Genomic DNA, 19,950 nt, shown 5'->3' with positions numbered 1-19,950 from the left:
GAACGCCGATGGCCGATCCCATCGATCGCCTTACCCATGCCTGCGCGATGCCCGGGGGACTTCGGTCTCTACTTATACCTTGCTCCTTGGACTCGAGCCTATGCTGCCCGGACGTTGACCAGAAGAGGACGGCATATGGGCGAACATGACCATCGCATGCGCAAGCGCGGCAAGATCGTTCTGATCGGCTTCCTGCTCGTCGCTAGCTTCTTCCTCCTCACCGAGCATACCGCGCACTTCCTGGGTGTGCTGCCCTATCTCATCCTGCTCGCCTGCCCGCTCATGCACCTGTTCATGCACCGCGGCCATGGTGGGCATCAGCATGGCCATGAGCCCGGTCAGGCACCCGCCGGCTTACCGGCCAATCCCAACGGCCGCATCGAAGGAGAGTCGCGATGACGCACGCCGACTATGGCTATGGTCTGTGGGGGCTCGCGCTGGTTAACGCCGCCGTTTTCATCCTCTTTGCGTTCAGCTTCTTCAAGCCGGCAACTAAACGAGACTGGCGCAGTTTGGGGGCGTTCAGCGCTTTCATCATAGCGCTCTTCGCGGAAATGTATGGCTTCCCGCTCACGATCTTCGTGCTTTCGGGGTGGCTCCAGTCGTATTTCCCCGCTGTCGACTGGTGGAGCCACGATGCTGGACATCTCCTGGAGATGATGTTCGGCTGGCGAGTTAATCCCCATTACGGTCCATTCCACATCGCCAGCTTTGTGCTGATCGGCGTGGGTTACTGGCTGATCTCGGTTGCATGGACGGCCCTTCACTTGAGTCAGCGCAAACACCAATTGGCCCTTACTGGGATTTATGCCCGGATCCGGCACCCGCAATATGTCGGCTTCATTCTCGTCATGCTCGGCTTTTTGCTACAATGGCCGACCCTTTTGACCCTTGCTATGTTTCCGGTGCTCGTCGTGATGTATATTCGGCTGGCTCGGCATGAGGAAAAGGAGGCGCTAGCCAGCTTCGGCGAGGTTTACCGCGATTATATGGCTCGCGTGCCCGGCTTCATTCCGAATCTGACAATCCATTCGCGTCGAAGAAGGCCATGGCGATCCTTTGACGGGAATGGCTGATGTAATTGCCGGCAAGGTCAATGCTGACGTTCTGACTGGCCTTATTATTCGGACATCGTTACCCGACCTCACAGCACACTACTGCAGCAACCCCGGTTCGACTGCGCAATCATCTTGGGAGGGCAAGTTCGCCTTGCACGGGCAGATTCGGTGTGGAGCTGATGCCCGGCACTAGACGCAGAGCATCGCCGATCAAGGTATAGACGGCGTGGCGCTGGCCGCCACGGTTCCGATGGTCGACGCGATAGCCCTGATAATGTCGGCGGAGCAGACCGGCGTTCACAAGTTCGGAAACGGCGCGGCTGAGGTTGCTCTTCCCGGCTGTGCGGACACGCGCGCGCATCTCCTCCGCGATCACGCCGCGCCTTTTCTCCGGATCGCCGGGGAGCAGTCCGTTTCTAGCGAGGTCGCTCTCGACCCGCTCGGCCAGCGTGATGCTGCGCGGACCACGCTGGGCCATCGGCGTCAATGCGTCGCATAGCCAATCGCGCAGGGAAACGAGCCCATCGTTCCGCCTGACCCAGGGACCGGCGCTGCCATCTGGCCCAGCCACCTGGGCGATCAGGTTGAGCAGCATGAAGGCATAACGGGGCCGGCTCGATACGGTCGCCAGCGTCTCGAGCACGGCCGCGACATCACAGCGAATGGAGGGTTCAAGAGGCTTGCCTGCATGAAACATAACATGATGGAATCAAGCACAAAGCAGGATCAATGTGAATCCCAAATCGGCGGCCGCAGACGGGTTGTCAGCTATGACACTTTGCCGGCAGATAAAGTGTCATAGGCGATCCATTCTGATCGTAGATTATTGCGAATCGTTCTCAACTCGTCCTGATAATCGCGGCGCTCGCCGCTTAGGTCTGGACGAGGAGTCGTCTCGCGGACGAGCTTCTACCCTCTATGGCGAACAAGATAAAAGACTGCGGCCGCCTCGATGATCTCACGCGCTTCGCGACCGAATGTGGGCGCGCTGAAAATCTCGGCGAACTGCATGGAACGATCGACGCGGCCGCGCGGGAATTCGGCTTCCGCTGGTTCACGCTGCTTCATAACGTCGATCTTCGGCGCGGAGGCGAGCAGGCTCTATTCCTCACGACCTATCCCTCGGCCTGGCTCGAGGAAGTGCTCGAAGAGCGCCATTATCTCGAAGATCCCATCCATGCGGCCTGCGCACGCACCCCTTCAGGGCTCGCCTGGGACCGGATCGGCGATGTGCTGGAGCTCACGCCGCGGCAGCGAAGCATCCTCGAACGCGCCAGGGACCATGACCTTGCGTCCGGCTATAGCTTGCCGATCCGGACCCCGGGCGAGCCCGAGGCGATCTTTACCGCCGCCCGATCGCGCGACGAGCCGCTCAGCGCAGAGGAGATACTGACCGCGCGTCTGCTCGGCTCGGTCGCTTATGATCGTGCCCGCGAGCTGCTGGGCGCGGCAGCGAAGACATTGACCTGCGTCCCGCTCAGCCCACGACAGGTCGAATGCATCGCACTCGTCGCGCAAGGCAAAAGCGACTGGGAGATCGGCCAGATCCTCGGCCTCAGCCGCGACACCGTGCACGAATATGTTGAATCGGCCCGCAGGCGTTATGGCGTGCGACGACGCACGCAGCTGGTGCTGCGCGCGGTTCGCGATGGTCATCTCAACATGGAAGCGCTGCTCTGATCTCGCCGGCCATGTGATGATCGGGCTTGGGCAAGTTCAGGATTTTTGCGCTGTCGCTGGCGCGATCAAGGACGCTGCGGCCTTGTCGGACCTGATGGCCGAAATCACGAAGGCCATGGGCTTTCGGCACTATGCCCTGGTCCATCACGTCGACCTGAAGCCTGCGGTTCGCTCGGTCCACATCGTCGACTATCCACAAGACTGGGTGGAGCGCTTCCAGGCGAGACGTCTCTATGCGAGCGACCCGATCCACCGCGCCAGCCATCGCACCAATGTGGGCTTTGCCTGGTCGGCGGTTCAGTCGATCATCTCTCTGACGGCCGCCGATCGCTCGATCCTGAGAAGCATACGAGGCCGGGCTGGGCGACGGTTTCACCGTTCCCGCCCATATACCCGGCGAGCTCAATGGATCCTGTTCCTTCGCGATGGCGGCGGGCGAGATGCTCGACCATCGGCAACTGCCGTTCGTGCAGCTCGTCGGCAGCTTCGCGTTCGAAGCGGCGCGCAAGATTTCTCGGATCCACGCGCCGCAATCCGAATGCCCGAGCCTGACCGAAAGGCAGGCCGAATGCGTGGCGCTGGTCGCGCGGGGCAAGACCGATTGGGAGATCAGCCAGATCCTCGGCATCGGCCAGGAAACGGTGATCCAGCATGTGAAGGATGCGCGCGACCGCTATGGCGTCACCAAGCGCACCCTCCTTGCCATTCGCGCCTTGTTCGACGGGCAAATCAGCTTTGCCGATGTGTTCGGCCGATGATCTCCCCAGAACTGGGGATAACGCAAGAAAGCCGCCTCTGATCGACTGACAGGCCTCACCAAAAGGAGGCTGTCATGCACATCGAGACCGGCTTTTCGCAAGCCATGGAACACCGCCTGTTTCGCTCCATGTTCGAGGAGCGCAAGCGGGTCTTCGTCGATCTTCTTCGCTGGGACGTTCCGGTCATCGCCGGTCGCTACGAAATCGATCAGTTCGACAATGATCGCGCCGTCTACATCGTTGTTACGGGGGACGACGGGGAACACCGGGCCTCCGCACGGCTTCTGCCGACGACACACGAGCATATTCTCGGCACGATCTTCCCAGATCTTTGCGAGGCAGCGCCGCCGCGCGGCAGCGCAATCCTGGAAATCACCCGCTTTTGCCTTGCGCGAAAATTGCGCGCCCGAGAGCGTCTCGAGGTGCGCAATCAGCTGGTCACCGCGCTCGTCGAATATGCCCTCGCCAACCAGATCCACAGCTTCACCGGGGTCGCCGAGTGGCCGTGGTTCCAGCAGATCCTGAGTTTCGGCTGGACTTGCCGACCATTGGGTCTTCCCACGTTCGGGGAAGGGCGAAGCCTCGTCGCCTTGCAAATCGATGTGGACGACCGAACGCGCGAGCAGCTGCGCGCGAGCGGCATTTTCCGTCCCATCGGCCTTGCCGATCTTCCCGCAGCAGCGTGAGGAGAGCGATCATGGCCACGATCGCACGGCGCGGCATCTCCGCCGCGACCAATGCCGACGAAAAGCTGCGGCAGCACGGCTTCTGCATCCTGCCGGACGTCGAGCCCGGATCGCGCATCGAGGAGATCAATCGATCCCTCCATCCGCGTTTTGCCGCCACGCCTTTCTGCCAGGGCGGATTCTACGGCCCACGGACAAAACGCTTCGGTGGCCTGTTGAAGCGCGCGCCGGTGGTGGAAAGCCTTGTCCAAAACCCCGCCGTCATGCGCCTCGTCCACGCTATCCTCGAGCCCTGGTGCGACACCGTGCAGCTCAACCTCACGCAAGCGCTCGAGCTGCATCCGGGGGCGCCCGCGCAATTTCCGCACAGAGACCAGGACATGTGGCGCGGTCCGACCGGTGAGCTCGAATATCTCGTCAACGTGATGTGGCCGATTTCGCCGTTCAAGGCTGAAAATGGGGCAACGCTGATCTGGCCGGGGAGCCACAATGGCGGGCAGGGTGACGACAACACGGAGCCGGTCGCCATCGAAGCCGATCCGGGATCGGCGATCATATTTCTGGGATCGACCCTCCATGGCGCCGGCTCGAATCAATCAAACGCGGTGCGCCGAGGCATCATCGTCAGCTACTGCCTCGGCTGGCTGAAGCCCTATGAGAACCAGTGGCTGACCTATCCGCCCGAGGTGGCCAGCGCATTCGATCCCGAGCTTGCCGCGCTGGTCGGCTACCAGCAGCACCGCCCCAATCTCGGCAATTATGACGGGCAGTGCCCGTCCATCCTGCTCGGCGGCGAACCGCCGGACCATCTCGCCGCAATCGATGCTCTCCGACCCGACCAGGAAGGCGCTCTGTCCGAATTCCTGCGACAGCAAACCGATCAACTCCCCCCGGCTGGGGGGATTGCCGAAATCGAGCGCGGTCGGAACAAAAGAGAGGTGAAATCCAACGGATAGCTGACGGCATTTCCCGACGCGGGAGCTGTCTCTCGCGGGGGAAGACCCGATGCAACGTGCGATATTCGGCATGGCGATACTCGCCCTCGCCACAGCCCTTCCAAGCGCACCGGCAGCGGCGAATGACCTGGGCTGCCAGGTTCTCCTCTGTCTTTCCAATCCCGGTGGCGCGACCCAATACGCGCAATGCGTGGCGCCGATGACCAAGCTCTGGCAACGCTTGGCCACCGGCGGCGCCTTTCCCGGCTGTAGCGGCGGCGGCGTCGCCCGCACGAAGGTCTATGATCGCGATTCCACAGCTCGCCGGCGGGTGGTCATCACGTTCAACGATGGCCGCCGCCAGACCTTCTCGCTGGCCGGCATCGAGCGCCTGGACGGCGGCGACCAATGATCCTCGATGTCGCCACCCTTCTTTCGCTTGCAGGAGCTTGCGCACCGACGGTGGCGCCTGAGACGCTCATTTCGATCGTCCACACCGAGAGCCGGTTCAACAGTCTCGCAATCGGGGTCAATAGTCCCGGCGTGCGCGCGCCAAAGCCCGCGACCAAGGCGCAGGCAATCGCAGCGGCGCGCAGCCTGATTGGTCGAGGCTACAACATCGATCTCGGCCTGGGACAGATTAACAGCGCCAATCTCGGCTGGCTGGGGCTTTCGGTCGAAAATGCGTTCGAACCCTGCTCCAATTTGGCCGCCGCCGCCCGCGTCATCGCGACCAACTACCAGGCGGTCGCGCGCCTTGCCCCGAGCCGGGATCATGCGATCGCGACCGCCCTTTCGCTGTACAATACCGGCGACCGGCGGCGCGGCTTTCGCAACGGCTATGTCGCCAGGGTCTATGCCAGTGCGTCAGCCGTCATTCCGTTGATCCGGAGTACGGCGCCGGCGACCAGAAACTCGGTCGTTGCCCCAGCGGCTCCGGCCTTCGCTCCGCCACCCGACACCCCTGTTTCGCCACCGGCCGCAGCCGGGTGGAACACAGCGGCGAGGGCGAGCCAGGCCTCGCTCATGGTGTTTGGCGACGGGGCCGCATCTCAGAAAGGACAGCATCCATGACAGCAATCACCGCCCATCAGGGCGGACGGCGCCAATGGGCGCGACTTCTTCTGCGCGTCATCGGCGTGATGGCATTGGCGCTGCTTGTCTCGATGCTGCTGAGCGATCCTGCACACGCGCAGGGGGCTGACGGCATCACGTCGATGGCGGAGAACATCAAGACCTGGCTCACCGGGACTTTCGCCAAGACCATCGCGGTGATCGCGGTCGTGATCGTCGGGTTCATGTTTTTCACCGGGCGCGCCAGCCTCGGCCTTCTGGTGACGGTCATCGTTGGCATCTTCATCGTCTTCAGTGCGCAGTGGATCGTCGACACCATCACGGGTGGCGCGTGAAGGAGAGCGCCGCCCTGGACGAGCGGCTGCGCGAGGAGACGTTGTTTCTGGCGGTCACGCGCCCTACGATGTGGCTCGGCGTGCCGCTCGAAGCCTCGTTGCCGATCGCGCTTGCCGCCTGTCTCACTTTGATCGTCAGCGGCAACCCGCTCTATGCCGGCGCCATCGGAGGCGCCTGTCTCGCCGTCGCACGGCTCATCGTGCGGCACGATGCCAACGCCTTCCGGCTGCTGTGGCTCTGGACCATGACCAAGGCGCGAAGCCGGAACCGCGTCTGGTGGGGCGGCAGTTCCTATTCGCCGCTCCCGGTCGCGGGGCTGAAACGCAAGGGCTTTGCGCGTGGCTAGCGCGGCTGCCCAGCTCCCGCCGCGCAAGACGCCGTGGCGCATATTGCGGCAAGAGGCCGAGCCGGGTCGCTATCTGCCCTATGCGCGCCACGTGACATCGGAGGTGATCGCGCTCGATAGCGGCGACCTCATGATGATGTTCCGCCTTGAAGGGCTTGCGTTCGAGACCGCGGATCCGATCCACCTCAATGACTGGCACGAGAAGCTCAACGGCACCTGGCGCAACATTGCCGACGATCGGCTCGCGCTCTGGACCCACATCGTTCGCCGCCCGGTCGATGACTATCCCGAAGGCCAATTCCGCTCGGACTTCGCGGCCGATCTGGACGAAAAATATCGCGCGCGGGTGACTGCCAAGCGCATGTTCGTCAACGAGCATTATCTGACGCTGATCATGCGACCGGCGGTCGGCTCGGCCGATCGGACCGGGCTTCTCCTCAAGCGCATCGCCAAAGCCAGGGCGGCCGATGAGGAGGTCGACCCCGACGAGTTGGCCCGCTTCGAGGAGAAGGCGCGCGATATCGAAAAGCTCCTCCGGCGGTGCAGCCCCGCGCGGCTCGCTCTTTATGAGCAAAATGGCCTCCTATTCTCCAGGCCGCTCGAAGTGCTCGAGCAGGTCATGATGGGTGCCAAGGCCAAGGTGCCGCTGGTCCGAGGCCATCTTGGATCAGCACTCTACGGCGAGCGGGTGATCTTCGGACGCGAGACGGTCGAGATCCGCGCCCATGATGCGAGCCGCTGGCTGGGCATTTTCGGCATCCGGGAATATCCCGCGCTCACCCGTCCCGGTCAGATGAACGCTCTGCTCGGCCAGGATTTCTCGTTCGTCGTCTCACAGTCCTTCACCTTCATGGGGAAGGCGCGCGCGGCCGAAAGGCTGCGGCGCCGGCAGAACCAGATGGCTTCGACCGAGGACGCGGCAGCAAGCCAGGCGCTCGACCTTGAAGACGCCGCCGACGATCTTCAAAGCAATCGGTTCGTCCTTGGCGAACATCACTTCTCGCTTGGGGTGTTTGCCGAGAGCCAGAGGCGACTCGCCGATAATCTGTCGGCCGCGCGGGCCGCGCTCGCGGATGCTGGCCTGGTATCAGCGAGGGAAGGGCCGGCGCTCGAGGCGGCCTTCTGGGCTCAGCTTCCCGGAAATTTCGCGTGGCGGGCGCGGCCGGCGGCAATCACATCGCGGAATTTCGCCGCATTGGCACCTTTTCATACCTACCCCGCAGGCCGGCCGAGCGGAAATCATTGGGGTCCGGCGATCGCGCTGATGAAGACGGCCGCGCAATCGCCCTACTATTTCAACTTCCATGTCGGGGATCTCGGTCACACGCTCATCATCGGTCCCTCGGGCGCGGGCAAAACGGTCGTTCAGAACTTCCTGATGGCGCAGCTCGAGAAAACGGGCGCGCAGCAGATTTTCATCGACAAGGATCGCGGCGCCGAGATCTACGTGCGGTCTGCTGGCGGGATCTATCTGACGCTGAAGAACGGGGAGCCAACCGGCTTCGCGCCGCTGCGGGCGCTCGAATATGGACCGCGCAACCTCGTCTTTCTCGGTCGTCTGATCCGGCAGCTGGTGACACCGCCCGGCGGCACGCTGGGCGTCACCCAGGAGCGCATGATCGACGAAGGCTTGGCGTCGCTCGGGCGGCTCTCGCCGGAGAACCGATCCATTCTGGCCCTGCGCCAGCTGCTCGGCCAGCGCGATCCGGAAGGCATCGGCGCTCGGCTTGAGAAATGGTCGCGAGGCGGATCGCTGGGTTGGGTGTTCGACAACGAGATCGATGCTTTGTCGCTCGATGCGCCGTTCCTCGGCTTCGACATGACTGACTTCCTCGACAATCCGGAAGTTCGCACGCCGATCATGATGTACATGTTCCATCGCATCGACGGCCTTCTGGATGGCCGCCGACTGGTGATCGACATCGATGAGTTCTGGAAGGCGCTGGGTGATGACGCTTTCCGCGCCTTTGCCCAGGATGGCCTGAAGACCTACCGCAAGCAGAACGCCTTCCTGGTTTTCGGCACGCAGAGCCCGGCCGATGCGCTGCGCTCGGATATCTCGCACAGTATCATGGAGCAGGTCGCGACCAAGATCCTGCTGCCCAACCCCTATGGGCGTGAAACGGATTATATCGACGGGCTGGGCCTGACCCAGGCGGAATTCAAGCTCGTCCGTCACGACCTGAACCCGGAATCTCGCCGCTTCCTCATCAAGCAGGGTCATGACTCGATCGTGGTGGAACTGGACCTGGGCGGCCTCTCCGACGAGCTCGCGGTGCTCTCGGGCACCACGGAAACCGTGACGCTCCTCGATGCCATTCGCGCTGATGTCGGCGACGACTCGGCGAAATGGCTGCCTCTTTTTCACCAGCAGCGTCGGTCTGCATCGATCAGGAAAGGATGAGCTATGGGTAAGGGCATATACGCAGCACTTGGCACCATCGCCCTAGGAATGGCGGGGCCTGCAGTCGCGCAAGGTATCCCCGTCTACGACAGCTCCGGTTATCTGCAGGCGCTGGCCACGGTGAAGAACACCCTGTCGATGATCGATCAGGGGAAGGAGCAGATCGCAGAAGCGAAGCAGCTCTATGGCAGCTTCAACCAGGTCACCGACGTCAACGGCATCGCATCATCTCTTTCCACCGATGCCATGCGCCACCTTCTGCCGCGGGAAGCCCGTGACATCAGTCGGCTGATGTCGTCGGACAATGCCAGCCTGGGTTCGCTCGGGAGCTCCGCGACCCGTATCCGGGACGCCAACCGTATCGCTTTGCCGGAATTGCGGCCGGGTGCGTCGGCGTATGAGCGCGCTTCCCGCGACAACCTCTTGCGGAACGGCGACCTCGCAGCGCGCGACGCCGCGATCGCGGAGGCGGCCTATGGCGTGTCGGCTCAGCGCACCGCCGGGCTCGAAGAACTGAGAACCTCGCTGGATACGGCTTCGGACGCCAAGCAGGTCATGGATATCCAGGCGAGGGTAGGGGTCGAAAATGCCCATATCCAGAACGATGCTCTGCAATTGCAGGCGCTGCGGATGAGGCAGGATGCGGAGGATCGTCTTCGGTCGCAACGCCAGGGCGAGAAGTCCCTCGCGAAGCTCGAACAATCTCTTGGTGATACCCAATGACAAGGCAGTCTGTAGCCTTCGCTCTTCTAGCGGCCCTACCACTTTGCGCCTGCCACGAAACCAAAGGGAAGGACGAACTCGCCAACTCACCCCAAGAGAGGTCGAGCATTTTGGAGGCTTGTACCAATGGTACGCATGGCGACCCGCAGGAATGCAGCAACGCCAAGAGCGTGGAGAACGCTAAAAAACTTGAACAGTCTCTGGGCCGCTGAAGGTCACGGAGCCACCATATGTCCTCGACGATATTTTCGACGATCTACGACAATGTTGACGGCAAGCTCGACCTTTTTCTCAATGAGCGGCTGTCAAACGTTGTCGACGTAATTCGCGGACCGTTAGCTGCGGGCCTCGTGATCTACATTGTATTGTTCGGCTTCATGGTGATGCGAGGCATCATCAGCGAACCTTGGGGCGAGTTATTCGCGCGCATGGTCAAACTTTGTCTCTTATACATGGCCGCCACCACAGTCGCCTATTCCGAATGGATTACCGAACCCCTTTTTCACGGGATGCCTGACGCGATAGCTCAAGCCCTAGCCGGGAAGACGATCGGCACCGCTGGCGCAGTTTTCGACCAATACTTCAGTCAAGTTGATGACGTGATCCGGCTGATCAGGGCGGAAGCGGAGACCTATCTCGATATCAACCCGTGGAAGCTTGTGCTTCTGACGTTGGCGATAGTGATCTACGCGGTGGCTGGCCTTTCGGCAGCGATTGGCTTCGCGATCACGATCTTCGCAAAGGTCGCCCTTGCAATCATTATCGCTTTGGGACCGATTTTTGTCGCGTTGGCGTTGTTTGAGCCAACGCGACGCTTCTTCCATGGATGGCTGGGCCAGGCGTTCAACTACATCGTCCTTATGGCCGTAATTATTGCGATCACAACACTAGTATCTGATCTTGGTGCATCGGCATTGGCTGAAGCGGAAACCAACTCAGATGTTACGATCGCTGCCGTAATCTTCGCGGTTTATCTCTTTCTAGGGACTATTTTCTTCTTCCAGGCTCCGGCCATCGCGACGGGAATAGCCGGGGGTGCCGCTGCCGGCGTGGGTGCCTTCGCCGGAACGGCTTGGGGGACGATGGCATCTCCCTTCCGACAGCGTCGCGTCATGCGCAACAGTCGCAACTTGGAGCGCGCCGCTCGTCGCGGCGGCACCATCGAAGCGGCGTAGTGAGGCATCATCATGACTTTCCTTTTTCCGCGAATTTCCGCCTCGAGCTTCCGCCGCAGCGTCGCTTGCCTGGTCGGTGGCTTAGCTGTGCTCGGCGTCGCGGGCTGTGCTTCCGGGCCCAAGAAGCTCGCGGTTTGCAATGGCCGTCACCTGCGAGACGTGAACATCTACGGAAGCGTCCTGCCTGGCTCGCCAGTGCCTGCCACCACGGCACCAAGAGCTGCGCCGCCCATACCACCCCTGTCCCACCCACGAGACGGCGATCCGCCCCCGCCGCCCGCCGTGCCGTCGCCGTCTACCTCGGACGACAAGATCTCGTTTGCACCAAGGGGACCGCACTATGCGAGTTGCTGATGACCGTTCGGAGGCGGTGCCGGCGTCGGGGCTGCAGCGCTATTTCCGGGACGCACGAAGCTGGGATCAGGACAGGATCCGGAACGCGCTGCGCTCGACCCGCATCGCTTGGAGCATCGCGGCCATCGCCTCACTCCTGGCCGCAGCATCGATCTTCGCAGTTGCGGCTCTGACGCCTCTCAAGACTGTCGTGCCCTATGTTATTCGCGTCAACCAGACCACCGGCGCGGTAGATGTCCAGACCGCGCTCACCCAGCGGCCGATGCGCTACGATGAGGCGGTCACCAAATACTTCCTCGCCCAGTATGTGAGAACCCGCGAAAGCTGGATCCCGGCAGCGGCCGAAGAAAATTTTCGGTTCGTGACGATCCTTTCGCAACCGACCGAACAGCAGCGCTGGGCACGCTTCTACAGCAGCAATAATGGTGCGAGTCCCCAGAATGTCTGGGGCAAGAATGCGGTCGTGCAGGCGCGTGTGCGCAACATCGCCTTCATCAACGATCGCGTCGCCAATGTGCGGTTCACGCGGACAGTCCAGACCGAGACCGACACTCAGAACAGCGATTGGATCGCCACGATCACGTTCGCCTACGCCAACGCGCCCATGGCGGAAGGCGATCGCTACCGGAACCCGCTGGGATTCCAGGTCGAAAACTATCGTGCCGATCCGGAGGTGATCCGATGAGGGCGCTCTCCGCCGCCATCATTTGCGCGCTGGTGCCTGTGTCGGCGGCGCACGCTGTCGAAGTTCCGCGAGGTGGTCCGTCCGACCCGCGCGTCAAGTTCGTCGAATATGAAGAGGCCGAGGTCTATCGGATCGTCGGCACGTTCCGGACCGCAACACAGATTGTCCTGAGCGACGATGAGACGATCCAGCACGTCGCGCTGGGCGACACCATATCTTGGGAGGTCGCCGTCGCCGGGCACATCCTGTTCCTCAAGCCGCGGGAGCGTGCCGGACCGACCAATCTCATCGTCACCACGTCGCGCGGAGGCGAATTGCGCAGCTATGCGTTCGAGTTGACCGCTCGCAGCGGTCCGATCACGGGCCGCAACGGCCAAGCCTATTTTCAGGTGCGGTTCCGATATCCCAGGGACGACGCCGACCGCGCCGAGCGTCTCAGGGCTGCACAGATTGCCATGCAGGCAGCGGCCTTGGAGGGCCGGGCCGTTCGCGGCGCCCTCGATCATGCGGTCGTCGAGGGGCCTCGCAACATGAACTACAAGGTGCAGGGCTCCGGCGACCTTCAGCCGTCGGAGGTCTCCGACAACGGTCAGTTCACGGTGCTGCGGTTCCCGGCAAACCGCGAGGTCCCGGCCATTTATCTCGTGCGACCGGACGGGTCTGAGACGCTGGTCCCCTTCGACGTCCGCGACGAATTCGTCGTCGTCCATCTCGTGGCGCGTCAGCTCCGCCTTCGGCGAGGCGGCGAGGTGCTGTGCATCTATAATCAGGCGCCAGAACCCTATGGGGTCGATCATTGGACGAACACCGGGTCGCCCCATGTCGAGCGCACCATCACACATCCGCAGGAATGAGCCATGGTCGAAGATCCATCCTCCGTTTCGCGCCCTCTGCCGAGCGCCGATCTCACGCCGGAAAAAGACGAAATCCTTCACGAGCGGGGAATCGAGCCGATCGGGGGGATGACGCCTTCCAAGCGCAATACCGCCCTCATCTTTGCCGGCACGGCGATGGTACTCGGCATCCTGTGGGTTAATTCCGGAACGAGCCAACAGGCCTCCAATCGTGACCTCACTGCACCGGGCGGGGCGGCCCAAGAGCGGCGCGATATCGTGGCGCGGGAAACCGTCGATTACGCGGCGGTCGCGCCGCAGCCGAGACCGCTGGGCGCTGCGGGGAACGACCCCAACGCACCGGTGCTCAATCCTGCAGCAGGGGTTCCTGGCCCCGACGGTCAGATCGTCCCTGCCATGCAGCCCGGTGCGGCGCCAGGACCGACAGGAGGGACGGGCGCCCGGCCGAACCTGGCCGACCAGGCGCGACGATCGACACTCATCGCCTATGGCGGGCGCGATCTCGGTGGGGAGACCTCGCAAGGTCCGGCGGCGGCGGCCTCGGGCGCGCAACCGACCGAAAATTCAGGAACGCTAGGGAGCGCTGAGGGCGGTGCGCCCAATGCGCTGGATTTGCTGCGACAAAGCTCAGCCGTAGGCGAAGCGCGAGCCTCGATGCTCCCCAATCGCAATTTTCTGATCACCGCAGGGACATTGATCCCCTGTACCCTTCAGACGGCCATCAATTCCGCGCAGCCTGGATACACGTCCTGCCTGATTCCACGGGACGTGTACTCCGAGAATGGCCGGGTCGTGCTCATGGAAAAGGGCACGCGCGTGCTCGGCGAGTATCGCGGGGGCATCCAACAGGGGCAGAACCGCCTCTTTGTGCTTTGGACCCGGGCGGTGACGCCACAAGGCGTCCGCATCGACCTTGCCTCGCCTGGGTCAGACGCGCTCGGCCGCGCCGGGCTCGCCGGAGCGGTCGACAGCTTCTTCTGGGCACGGTTCGGCGGCGCGCTCCTGCTCTCGCTCGTCGATGACGCCGCCTATATTGCCGGGCAGGCCGCATCGAGCGGCAACGGCAATTTCAACAATGTCACGCGCGCGCCGAGCGAAGGGGCCGCGATCGCGCTCCAGAACAACATCAACATCCGGCCGGTGCTGAAAAAGAACCAGGGCGAGGAGGTCGGTATCTTCGTCGCAAAGGACTTCAACTTCGCCGATGTCTACAATCTGGAGCTGCGGCGGTAAGCCATGCGCGATACCGCCGTCCTTCGCCATTATCTTGAACCGCTTCTTCCGTTGCTGGAGCCGGATGATGTGACCGAGCTCGTCATCAACCGCCCGGGCGAGGCGGGGGTCGAGGACCGGCAGGGGTGGCGATGGCATGAGCTGTCCGAACTCGACAGCGAGTGGCTTGGAACGCTCGCCGTGGCCGCGGCAAGCTTCACGCACCAGGACATCGATGGGCAGACGCCGATCTGTTCGACCGTCCTTCCAGGCGGCGAGCGCTGCCAGATCGTGATCCCGTCGGTGACGCCGAGCGGCTGCCCGTCCTTTACGATACGCAAGCCCTCGACCGTAACCCTGCCGATCGACCAGCTCGCGCGCGCTGGCCTCTTTGACACGACGCGCGCGAGCGCCCGGGGCCTTACCGAAACCGACACTGAGTTGGTGGCACTTCGCGACGCGGGCGACTGGCCGGCCTTCTTCAAGGTCGCGGTCGCCGCGCGCAAGAATATCCTGGTCAGCGGCGCAACCGGGTCCGGCAAGACGACCTTGGCGAAAGCACTCATCCAGCTCATCCCGCCCGACGAGCGGCTGCTTACGATCGAGGACACGCGCGAACTCATCGTGCCCCATCGCAATGTCGTTCACATGGTCTATTCGAGCGAAGGGCAGGGCCTTGCAAAGGTCGGTCCCAAGCAGCTGCTCGAGAGCGCGCTGCGCATGCGCCCCGACCGCATCCTGTTACAGGAGCTGCGCGACGGCACCGCCTTCTTCTACCTGCGCAACGTCAACTCGGGGCACCCTGGTTCGATCACCACGGTGCACGCCGGTTCGGCCGCGGGCGCCTTCGAGCAGCTGACATTGCTCGTCAAGGAATCCGAGGGCGGCCGCGATCTCGCGCGCGATGATATCCGCGGACTTTTGCGCATGCTCATCGATGTGGTCGTCCAGACCCGGCGCCATGGCGGCCGCTTCGAGGTCGAAGAGGTCTACTTCCACCCGAAGGTGGGCGATGCCGGTGCAGCGTAACTTCTGGATCATCGGCCTGTCCGTTGCCGGCGGCATCTTATTGTGCTGCGCCATCGCCGTGCTGGTTGCCCTCTTTGGGATGGGCCAGCTCGGCCCCAACACCGACATCACGGCCTTGCCCGCGTGGTTGTGGTACTATCGGGCGGACCCGCTGCTTATTCTTTGGTTAAAGCGCGGGGCGCTGGCGGGCGCTGTTGTGGTCGGGCTCCTCGCAATCGGGATTCTGCGCCGCGGGCCGGCATTGCACGGCACCGCGCGGTTTGCGCGCGAAGGCGAGATCCGGCGGGAGGGCCTTCGCGCCGCTGCCGGCATCGTTGTCGGCCGCAAGGCTGGACGTTTCCTGATATTCGGCGGGAGCGAACATGTTCTGCTCGAGGCGCCCACACGCGCGGGCAAGGGCGTGGGCGTCGTCATTCCCAATCTGCTGACCTGGCCAGATTCGGTGGTCGTGCTCGACGTGAAACGGGAGAACTGGGGCGCAAGCGCGGGGTATCGTGCGCGTGCCGGCCAGGCCGTGCATCTGTTCGATCCGCTCGACGCGGAGGGCCGGACGGCGCGGTACAACCCCTTGGCGCACATCAGGCGGACTGATGACATCGAGGTCGTCAACGAGCTGCAGAAGATCGCGGGCATGCTTTTCCCCGCGCCGGAGCGATCCGATCCCTTCTGGGCGGAAGCTGCGCGAGCGGCCTTTGTCGGCGTCGGCGCCCTGGTCGCATCCAACCCGGGCCTGCCCTTCACCATCGGCGAGATATACCGCCGCCTCACGACTGGCGATCCCAAGAGCGATCTTCCCGCAGCGCTTCAGGAAGCCCGCAGGGTGGGCCAGCGCCTCAGCCAAGCTTGCGTGTCCGCGATCCAGGATTTCACCTCGGCCTCGGACAACACCTTTTCCGGGATCAAGCAGACCATCACCGCACGGCTCAATCTCTGGCTCAACCCCATGGTCGATACCGCCACCTCGGAGAGCGACTTCGACCTGCGCGAGGTGCGGCGTCGGCGCATGTCGATTTACCTTGGCGTGTCGCCTGACAATATCGACCGCATCGCGCCGATCTACAGTCTGTTCCTGCAGCAACTCGTGGATCTCAACACCCGCGACCTTCCTGAGGACGCGAGCAATGTCCCGGTCCTGGTCCTGCTCGACGAGTTCGCCAGGCTCGGAAAAGCCTCGGTGATTGCGAGCGGCTTCTCCTACGTCGCCGGCTATGGCCTGCGCCTGGTTCCGGTCATTCAGAGCCGATCCCAGCTTCGCGCAATCTACGGTCCCGATGTCACCGACGAGATTATCGCCAATTGCGGCCTTGAGGTTGTCTTCACGCCCAAGGAGCTAAAGGTCGCGAACGAACTTTCCGAACGGCTCGGCTTTTTCACGATGAACGTGAAATCCCGCAGCCGTACCATCCACGGGCTACTGGCGAACCGGAGCATCTCGGAATCTGATCAGCGCCGCGCGCTCCTACTGCCGCAAGAGCTCATGCAGCTGCCGAAGAACGAGCTCCTGCTCCTTCGCGCCGGCATCCCCCCAATTCGAGGGCGCAAGATCGCCTATTACCGGATGCCGCGCTTCACGCGGCGGGTGGTTGCTCCGCCTGTGCCGTCCGCCCGTCCAATCGCGGCAATGCTTTCCCCACCTGCGCGGCAGGGCGCTGGCACACCCGGTCTGAGCGGGGTCTCACAGCAGCCGGCGACAAGCTCGGGCGGGACCATACAGGAGGAAATTGTGATGCGGGAAATGACCGACGCCGAGCTGGCAGGTGCGGCCGAAATCACGGATGACATGCTGGTTCTGGGCGACCTGGCCGAACTGCCGCCCCCGGGCGACGAGGCCGCCGCGATCGCCTTCGTGTCGGCGATGGTCGAGCGGGCACTTTTGCCACCGGTCGGGCAGCCATCCACATCCATTATCCAGGAAAGGACAGCTCATGTCCGCTGAGAAGCCCGAGAATTCGCGGGGCGCCAGGAAGCGCGCCAATGCCATTTCGATTGGTGAAGGTCAGTCCGTACCGCGTTCTGGGAAAGACACGCGTGACGACATTCCCAAGGATCCCGGCACCTCTGACAAAGGCAAGGAGCGGGCGGGGGTTCAGCCCCGATCAATTTCTGCCGGCGACATACCGGAGCCCCTGCAAAAGCGCTACTTTTCGTCGACCGGCAAATGGTCGGGCGAACCGGCCTACTTCACGACGGCCCAGGCGAAGGAGCCTGCATTTCGGGACCAAGGACGGCGTCTTGTCACCTCGAGCGAGAGTGAGGAGGTCGTGCGTGATCTCGTCGCCATCGCCCGGCATCGCGGGTGGTCAAATGTTCATGTCACTGGCAGCGAAGCCTTTCGCCGGGCAGCGTGGCTCGAGGCCAGTCGCCAAGGCTTGGAAGTACGAGGATATCGGCCGAACGAACGCGATCTACAAGAATTGGATCGACTTCGGCGAGACAAGAGCCGCAACAGTATCGCGCCGGCTGCTGTTCCATCAATCAGCCTGGAGTCCGGCCGAGATCAGTCACAGGCTCGCGAGCGACCGGCGCGATCCCGACCTGCGGCGTCCGGAGACAGAAACGAGCGAGCCGCGCAAAGTCAGCTGCGGATCATCGAGGCGGTCGTGCGAACCGCATTGTTCGACAATCCCGAAGCGATCTCGCGTGTTATGAAGGTCGCGACCACGAAACTGCAAAACCACGTCGACCGAGGTGATCAAATTCGCCCTGCCATGGTCAGGGAAATGCGTGACCGAAAGCCCATTGACATCGTGTCCACCCGACAGGAATCGTCGAAGGTTCACCCACCTATCCAGCGGTCTCGCACCCGATAGGCGCCTTCGCCTCGTTCCAAGCCATATTCAGTAGCTGACAAACGCTCCGTCAAGCATTTCGGCGTTTGCCGCGTTCGTCGGTCTTGTTGGACCTTTGGGACCTTTGGGAATTAGGAGGTTGGTTTCGGTAAGGTGCTGTAGAGCCCGTAGCAGGCCCTGCAGCAGCTTCGCGCTCACGTACGAGCAGCACGTCTTCAGCAATTGCGAACAAACGGTGATACTCGTCTTCTAGGCGTGTGGCTCGACGATACGGCTGTCCGTGAGCTGGCTCAACTTTTCGGTAAGGCGGGTTTTCGCGTTCGTATGTCATCCATGATGCTTGCGCCCTCAATGCTTCGCGGCGCAACTCCCATGATTGGCAAGGGCTGCATGAGCAGCCCGGCCTGCGAGGTCAGGGTCGCGACAAGCGTCCGGAAATAGGGATAGGTGGTGATCTTCCCGACACGCTCGAGAAAGAGCTCGCACGTCTTATCGTCGCAATCTCCTTCTACTCGGTAGTTGGTCAGATAGGTCGCATTAATGCCGAGCACGCGCTTTCGCCCCTGACGGCAGACTACGTCGAACACAAATATGCCGTAAAGTGATCCCGACTCCGCTTCGAGGAAGCTTTGCGCCAAGGCAGCGCTGATTCCGTTGCGCCAGCCATCAGGATCGAGCCCGAGGGCCTCGGGCTTAAGTTCGAACTTGCTGGTGGTCAGTCGGATCGTCCGGAGATGCGCGCGCGAAACCAGATTATTGTAGACGGTGGCATCGGCTGCGTGAGGATCTTGAGCCAAGTCGCGCTCCTCAAGCGGCCGCGGCGGCGGTGCGCCGGGGTAGCGCTGCTTCCGCGCGCAGCCAGCGCTCGAAAGAACGGTTCGATGCTGATACGTCGGCGGCCGTTGGCGCATCGGCGAGCGCGACGTCGCCCGCCATCTGGAATTTATCCGACTCGAGCCCGACAACCGTCCACCGGTGCGCATTGTCGTCGGTGTGCGCGCCCCGCGCTTCTGCGAGCTGCCGTTCAAACTCCTCGAGTGTCGTCAAATAGGCTGTCTCGCCCAGGTGATGGAACACGCGGGCGACTGTCTTGATCGTCAGGTTGGTGGCCGTGTCTCCGAACATCTGGCTGATGCGGGCTTCGGTGACCCCCATCCGCCGCGACAGGTCGCGATAGCGCAGGCCCTTGCGGTTCATGATCTTTTGCATCTCGGTCTGCGCAAGTAGGATGAACGCGGCCTCCGCCGCTTTCGCGGCATAAGCATCGGCATCGCATTGGCTAATGCTGTTTGCCTTGTCTGATTTCATCGTTCTGCTCCTCTCGAATGGGTGTGATGGAACGGCAGGTCGCCCTGAACCGCCTGCGGCGTTGCCGCCGGCGCGGGTTCGCTGGCCGACGAGCGCACTTCCGTTACAAAGAATGTTCGGATTGGATCTTCGGTGGCGCGTCGACCGATCACATGGACGCCGAACGCGACAAACTCCTCCAGCCTCGCGGATTGCGCGCCGGGGACGGGGTGAAAAAGCTGCTCGGGCAGATTGTCGCCGCCATGTGCGCAAAAATGGTCGAGAGCGCTGCGCAAGCGAAAATGGGCATCGGCCGGAATGGCGGTGTTGAGATGGTCCCAGTCGGATTTCCGCATGGCGATACGCCAGCGGCGGCCAGACAACCGGACCTCATATAGTTCACCAGCAATGCGCTCTTCCGCATCCAATCGTCACCTCGGAGCACTTAATGTATAACTTAAGGCCATCAGGGTCCAGCGCAATCCATCATGCTAGATTTTCTGGTTAACATTAGGTATATATAATGTTGAGACGACGCTCCCGCGGCAGGGAGACGGGGCGCCGC

General features: G+C 62.6%; 24 protein-coding genes and 1 pseudogene. 21 read left to right on the top strand and 4 right to left on the bottom strand.

Annotation, left to right across the window (positions count from 1 at the left end; all coding sequences use genetic code 11):
• The first annotated feature begins 135 nt into the window (after positions 1-135).
• Together ACZ1JY_RS19785 and ACZ1JY_RS19780 are read left to right on the top strand one after the other, a co-directional pair.
• The gene (locus tag ACZ1JY_RS19785; protein WP_007683380.1) at positions 136-399 is read left to right on the top strand and encodes a DUF2933 domain-containing protein; all 264 of its coding nucleotides are present in this window, start codon (positions 136-138) and stop codon (positions 397-399) included.
• A complete protein-coding gene (locus ACZ1JY_RS19780; protein ID WP_004212753.1) occupies positions 396-1,076 on the top strand; it encodes a methyltransferase family protein in 681 nt (226 codons plus the stop codon). Before ACZ1JY_RS19785 ends, ACZ1JY_RS19780 begins: the two co-directional genes overlap by 4 nt.
• A gap of 109 nt (positions 1,077-1,185) precedes the next feature.
• On the opposite strand, the gene ACZ1JY_RS19775 is transcribed toward ACZ1JY_RS19780, so the two are convergent.
• Complete coding sequence (locus ACZ1JY_RS19775) at positions 1,186-1,755, bottom strand: hypothetical protein (RefSeq protein WP_465131590.1); 570 nt, start codon at positions 1,753-1,755, stop codon at positions 1,186-1,188.
• Positions 1,756-1,976: 221 nt separating this feature from the next.
• Between ACZ1JY_RS19775 and ACZ1JY_RS19770 the strand changes: the two genes are divergently transcribed.
• From ACZ1JY_RS19770 to ACZ1JY_RS19680, 19 genes and pseudogenes are all read left to right on the top strand, one after another.
• Entirely contained in the window at positions 1,977-2,738 is a 762-nt protein-coding gene (locus ACZ1JY_RS19770; RefSeq protein WP_056383903.1) for a helix-turn-helix transcriptional regulator, read from the top strand.
• A pseudogene (locus ACZ1JY_RS19765) lies at positions 2,638-3,178 on the top strand (autoinducer binding domain-containing protein); the annotation flags it as partial. The gene ACZ1JY_RS19770 and the pseudogene ACZ1JY_RS19765, both read left to right, overlap by 101 nt.
• The gene (locus ACZ1JY_RS19760; protein ID WP_465131593.1) at positions 3,164-3,496 is read left to right on the top strand and encodes a helix-turn-helix domain-containing protein; all 333 of its coding nucleotides are present in this window, start codon (positions 3,164-3,166) and stop codon (positions 3,494-3,496) included. The pseudogene ACZ1JY_RS19765 and the gene ACZ1JY_RS19760, both read left to right, overlap by 15 nt.
• 74 nt (positions 3,497-3,570) lie before the next feature.
• The gene (locus tag ACZ1JY_RS19755) at positions 3,571-4,182 is read left to right on the top strand and encodes an acyl-homoserine-lactone synthase (RefSeq protein ID WP_465131589.1); all 612 of its coding nucleotides are present in this window, start codon (positions 3,571-3,573) and stop codon (positions 4,180-4,182) included.
• 11 nt (positions 4,183-4,193) lie between these two features.
• Positions 4,194-5,138, top strand: a complete 945-nt coding sequence (locus ACZ1JY_RS19750; RefSeq protein ID WP_465131588.1) for a phytanoyl-CoA dioxygenase family protein — start codon at positions 4,194-4,196, stop codon at positions 5,136-5,138.
• A 49-nt stretch (positions 5,139-5,187) separates the two neighbouring features.
• A complete protein-coding gene (locus ACZ1JY_RS19745) occupies positions 5,188-5,529 on the top strand; it encodes a hypothetical protein (RefSeq protein WP_465131587.1) in 342 nt (113 codons plus the stop codon).
• Entirely contained in the window at positions 5,526-6,191 is a 666-nt protein-coding gene (locus tag ACZ1JY_RS19740; RefSeq protein WP_056383899.1) for a lytic transglycosylase domain-containing protein, read from the top strand. Before ACZ1JY_RS19745 ends, ACZ1JY_RS19740 begins: the two co-directional genes overlap by 4 nt.
• Positions 6,188-6,526: a TrbC/VirB2 family protein gene (locus tag ACZ1JY_RS19735; protein WP_009823963.1), complete on the top strand. Its 339-nt coding sequence runs from the start codon at positions 6,188-6,190 to the stop codon at positions 6,524-6,526. Before ACZ1JY_RS19740 ends, ACZ1JY_RS19735 begins: the two co-directional genes overlap by 4 nt.
• Entirely contained in the window at positions 6,523-6,873 is a 351-nt protein-coding gene (locus ACZ1JY_RS19730) for a VirB3 family type IV secretion system protein (protein ID WP_009823962.1), read from the top strand. The genes ACZ1JY_RS19735 and ACZ1JY_RS19730 overlap by 4 nt, the downstream gene beginning before the upstream one ends.
• The gene (locus ACZ1JY_RS19725) at positions 6,866-9,277 is read left to right on the top strand and encodes a VirB4 family type IV secretion/conjugal transfer ATPase (RefSeq protein ID WP_465131586.1); all 2,412 of its coding nucleotides are present in this window, start codon (positions 6,866-6,868) and stop codon (positions 9,275-9,277) included. Before ACZ1JY_RS19730 ends, ACZ1JY_RS19725 begins: the two co-directional genes overlap by 8 nt.
• Before the next feature lie 3 nt (positions 9,278-9,280).
• Positions 9,281-10,000, top strand: a complete 720-nt coding sequence (locus tag ACZ1JY_RS19720) for a TrbJ/VirB5 family protein (RefSeq protein ID WP_086491654.1) — start codon at positions 9,281-9,283, stop codon at positions 9,998-10,000.
• Positions 9,997-10,212 carry an EexN family lipoprotein gene (locus tag ACZ1JY_RS19715; protein WP_086491653.1) on the top strand — a complete coding sequence of 72 codons (216 nt, stop codon included), beginning with the start codon at positions 9,997-9,999 and terminating at the stop codon, positions 10,210-10,212. The genes ACZ1JY_RS19720 and ACZ1JY_RS19715 overlap by 4 nt, the downstream gene beginning before the upstream one ends.
• A gap of 18 nt (positions 10,213-10,230) precedes the next feature.
• A complete protein-coding gene (locus ACZ1JY_RS19710) occupies positions 10,231-11,175 on the top strand; it encodes a TrbL/VirB6 family protein (RefSeq protein WP_465131585.1) in 945 nt (314 codons plus the stop codon).
• Positions 11,176-11,515: 340 nt separating this feature from the next.
• The gene (locus ACZ1JY_RS19705; RefSeq protein ID WP_086491650.1) at positions 11,516-12,214 is read left to right on the top strand and encodes a VirB8 family type IV secretion system protein; all 699 of its coding nucleotides are present in this window, start codon (positions 11,516-11,518) and stop codon (positions 12,212-12,214) included.
• The gene (gene virB9, locus ACZ1JY_RS19700; RefSeq protein ID WP_086491649.1) at positions 12,211-13,068 is read left to right on the top strand and encodes a P-type conjugative transfer protein VirB9; all 858 of its coding nucleotides are present in this window, start codon (positions 12,211-12,213) and stop codon (positions 13,066-13,068) included. The genes ACZ1JY_RS19705 and virB9 overlap by 4 nt, the downstream gene beginning before the upstream one ends.
• A gap of 3 nt (positions 13,069-13,071) precedes the next feature.
• A complete protein-coding gene (gene virB10, locus ACZ1JY_RS19695) occupies positions 13,072-14,301 on the top strand; it encodes a type IV secretion system protein VirB10 (RefSeq protein ID WP_086491648.1) in 1,230 nt (409 codons plus the stop codon).
• A 3-nt stretch (positions 14,302-14,304) separates the two neighbouring features.
• Complete coding sequence (virB11, locus tag ACZ1JY_RS19690) at positions 14,305-15,309, top strand: P-type DNA transfer ATPase VirB11 (protein WP_086491647.1); 1,005 nt, start codon at positions 14,305-14,307, stop codon at positions 15,307-15,309.
• On the top strand, positions 15,293-17,245 hold the full coding sequence (locus ACZ1JY_RS19685) for a type IV secretory system conjugative DNA transfer family protein (RefSeq protein WP_086491646.1): 1,953 nt from the start codon (positions 15,293-15,295) through the stop codon (positions 17,243-17,245). Before virB11 ends, ACZ1JY_RS19685 begins: the two co-directional genes overlap by 17 nt.
• A complete protein-coding gene (locus tag ACZ1JY_RS19680) occupies positions 17,235-18,119 on the top strand; it encodes an LPD7 domain-containing protein (RefSeq protein WP_086491645.1) in 885 nt (294 codons plus the stop codon). Before ACZ1JY_RS19685 ends, ACZ1JY_RS19680 begins: the two co-directional genes overlap by 11 nt.
• Positions 18,120-18,388: 269 nt before the next feature.
• On the opposite strand, the gene ACZ1JY_RS19675 is transcribed toward ACZ1JY_RS19680, so the two are convergent.
• The 3 genes from ACZ1JY_RS19675 to ACZ1JY_RS19665 are packed head-to-tail and all read right to left on the bottom strand — an operon-like array spanning position 18,389 to position 19,813.
• A complete protein-coding gene (locus tag ACZ1JY_RS19675) occupies positions 18,389-18,895 on the bottom strand; it encodes a hypothetical protein (protein ID WP_465131584.1) in 507 nt (168 codons plus the stop codon).
• Positions 18,896-18,905: 10 nt separating this feature from the next.
• The gene (locus ACZ1JY_RS19670) at positions 18,906-19,406 is read right to left on the bottom strand and encodes a helix-turn-helix domain-containing protein (RefSeq protein ID WP_086491643.1); all 501 of its coding nucleotides are present in this window, start codon (positions 19,404-19,406) and stop codon (positions 18,906-18,908) included.
• Positions 19,403-19,813 (bottom strand): hypothetical protein, encoded by a 411-nt coding sequence (locus ACZ1JY_RS19665; RefSeq protein ID WP_143840427.1) that lies wholly within the window; start codon positions 19,811-19,813, stop codon positions 19,403-19,405. Before ACZ1JY_RS19665 ends, ACZ1JY_RS19670 begins: the two co-directional genes overlap by 4 nt.
• Between the last annotated feature and the right edge of the window lie 137 nt (positions 19,814-19,950).

The organism is Novosphingobium sp. BL-A-41-Hi4B-X5A, from assembly GCF_055521705.1.
The sequence above is the reverse complement of the archived record's forward strand: the minus strand, read 5'-3'. Positions and strand labels throughout refer to the sequence as shown.

Bases quoted from the DNA above. Each gene is read 5' to 3' on its own strand.
- ACZ1JY_RS19785 (WP_007683380.1), top strand. From the start codon at position 136: ATGGGCGAACATGACCATCGCATGCGCAAGCGCGGCAAGATCGTTCTG.
- ACZ1JY_RS19780 (WP_004212753.1), top strand. From the start codon at position 396: ATGACGCACGCCGACTATGGCTATGGTCTGTGGGGGCTCGCGCTGGTT.
- ACZ1JY_RS19775 (WP_465131590.1), bottom strand. From the start codon at position 1,755: ATGTTTCATGCAGGCAAGCCTCTTGAACCCTCCATTCGCTGTGATGTC.
- ACZ1JY_RS19770 (WP_056383903.1), top strand. From the start codon at position 1,977: ATGGCGAACAAGATAAAAGACTGCGGCCGCCTCGATGATCTCACGCGC.
- ACZ1JY_RS19760 (WP_465131593.1), top strand. From the start codon at position 3,164: ATGGCGGCGGGCGAGATGCTCGACCATCGGCAACTGCCGTTCGTGCAG.
- ACZ1JY_RS19755 (WP_465131589.1), top strand. From the start codon at position 3,571: ATGCACATCGAGACCGGCTTTTCGCAAGCCATGGAACACCGCCTGTTT.
- ACZ1JY_RS19750 (WP_465131588.1), top strand. From the start codon at position 4,194: ATGGCCACGATCGCACGGCGCGGCATCTCCGCCGCGACCAATGCCGAC.
- ACZ1JY_RS19745 (WP_465131587.1), top strand. From the start codon at position 5,188: ATGCAACGTGCGATATTCGGCATGGCGATACTCGCCCTCGCCACAGCC.
- ACZ1JY_RS19740 (WP_056383899.1), top strand. From the start codon at position 5,526: ATGATCCTCGATGTCGCCACCCTTCTTTCGCTTGCAGGAGCTTGCGCA.
- ACZ1JY_RS19735 (WP_009823963.1), top strand. From the start codon at position 6,188: ATGACAGCAATCACCGCCCATCAGGGCGGACGGCGCCAATGGGCGCGA.
- ACZ1JY_RS19720 (WP_086491654.1), top strand. From the start codon at position 9,281: ATGGGTAAGGGCATATACGCAGCACTTGGCACCATCGCCCTAGGAATG.
- ACZ1JY_RS19715 (WP_086491653.1), top strand. From the start codon at position 9,997: ATGACAAGGCAGTCTGTAGCCTTCGCTCTTCTAGCGGCCCTACCACTT.
- ACZ1JY_RS19710 (WP_465131585.1), top strand. From the start codon at position 10,231: ATGTCCTCGACGATATTTTCGACGATCTACGACAATGTTGACGGCAAG.
- ACZ1JY_RS19705 (WP_086491650.1), top strand. From the start codon at position 11,516: ATGCGAGTTGCTGATGACCGTTCGGAGGCGGTGCCGGCGTCGGGGCTG.
- virB9 (WP_086491649.1), top strand. From the start codon at position 12,211: ATGAGGGCGCTCTCCGCCGCCATCATTTGCGCGCTGGTGCCTGTGTCG.
- virB10 (WP_086491648.1), top strand. From the start codon at position 13,072: ATGGTCGAAGATCCATCCTCCGTTTCGCGCCCTCTGCCGAGCGCCGAT.
- virB11 (WP_086491647.1), top strand. From the start codon at position 14,305: ATGCGCGATACCGCCGTCCTTCGCCATTATCTTGAACCGCTTCTTCCG.
- ACZ1JY_RS19685 (WP_086491646.1), top strand. From the start codon at position 15,293: ATGCCGGTGCAGCGTAACTTCTGGATCATCGGCCTGTCCGTTGCCGGC.
- ACZ1JY_RS19680 (WP_086491645.1), top strand. From the start codon at position 17,235: ATGTCCGCTGAGAAGCCCGAGAATTCGCGGGGCGCCAGGAAGCGCGCC.
- ACZ1JY_RS19670 (WP_086491643.1), bottom strand. From the start codon at position 19,406: ATGAAATCAGACAAGGCAAACAGCATTAGCCAATGCGATGCCGATGCT.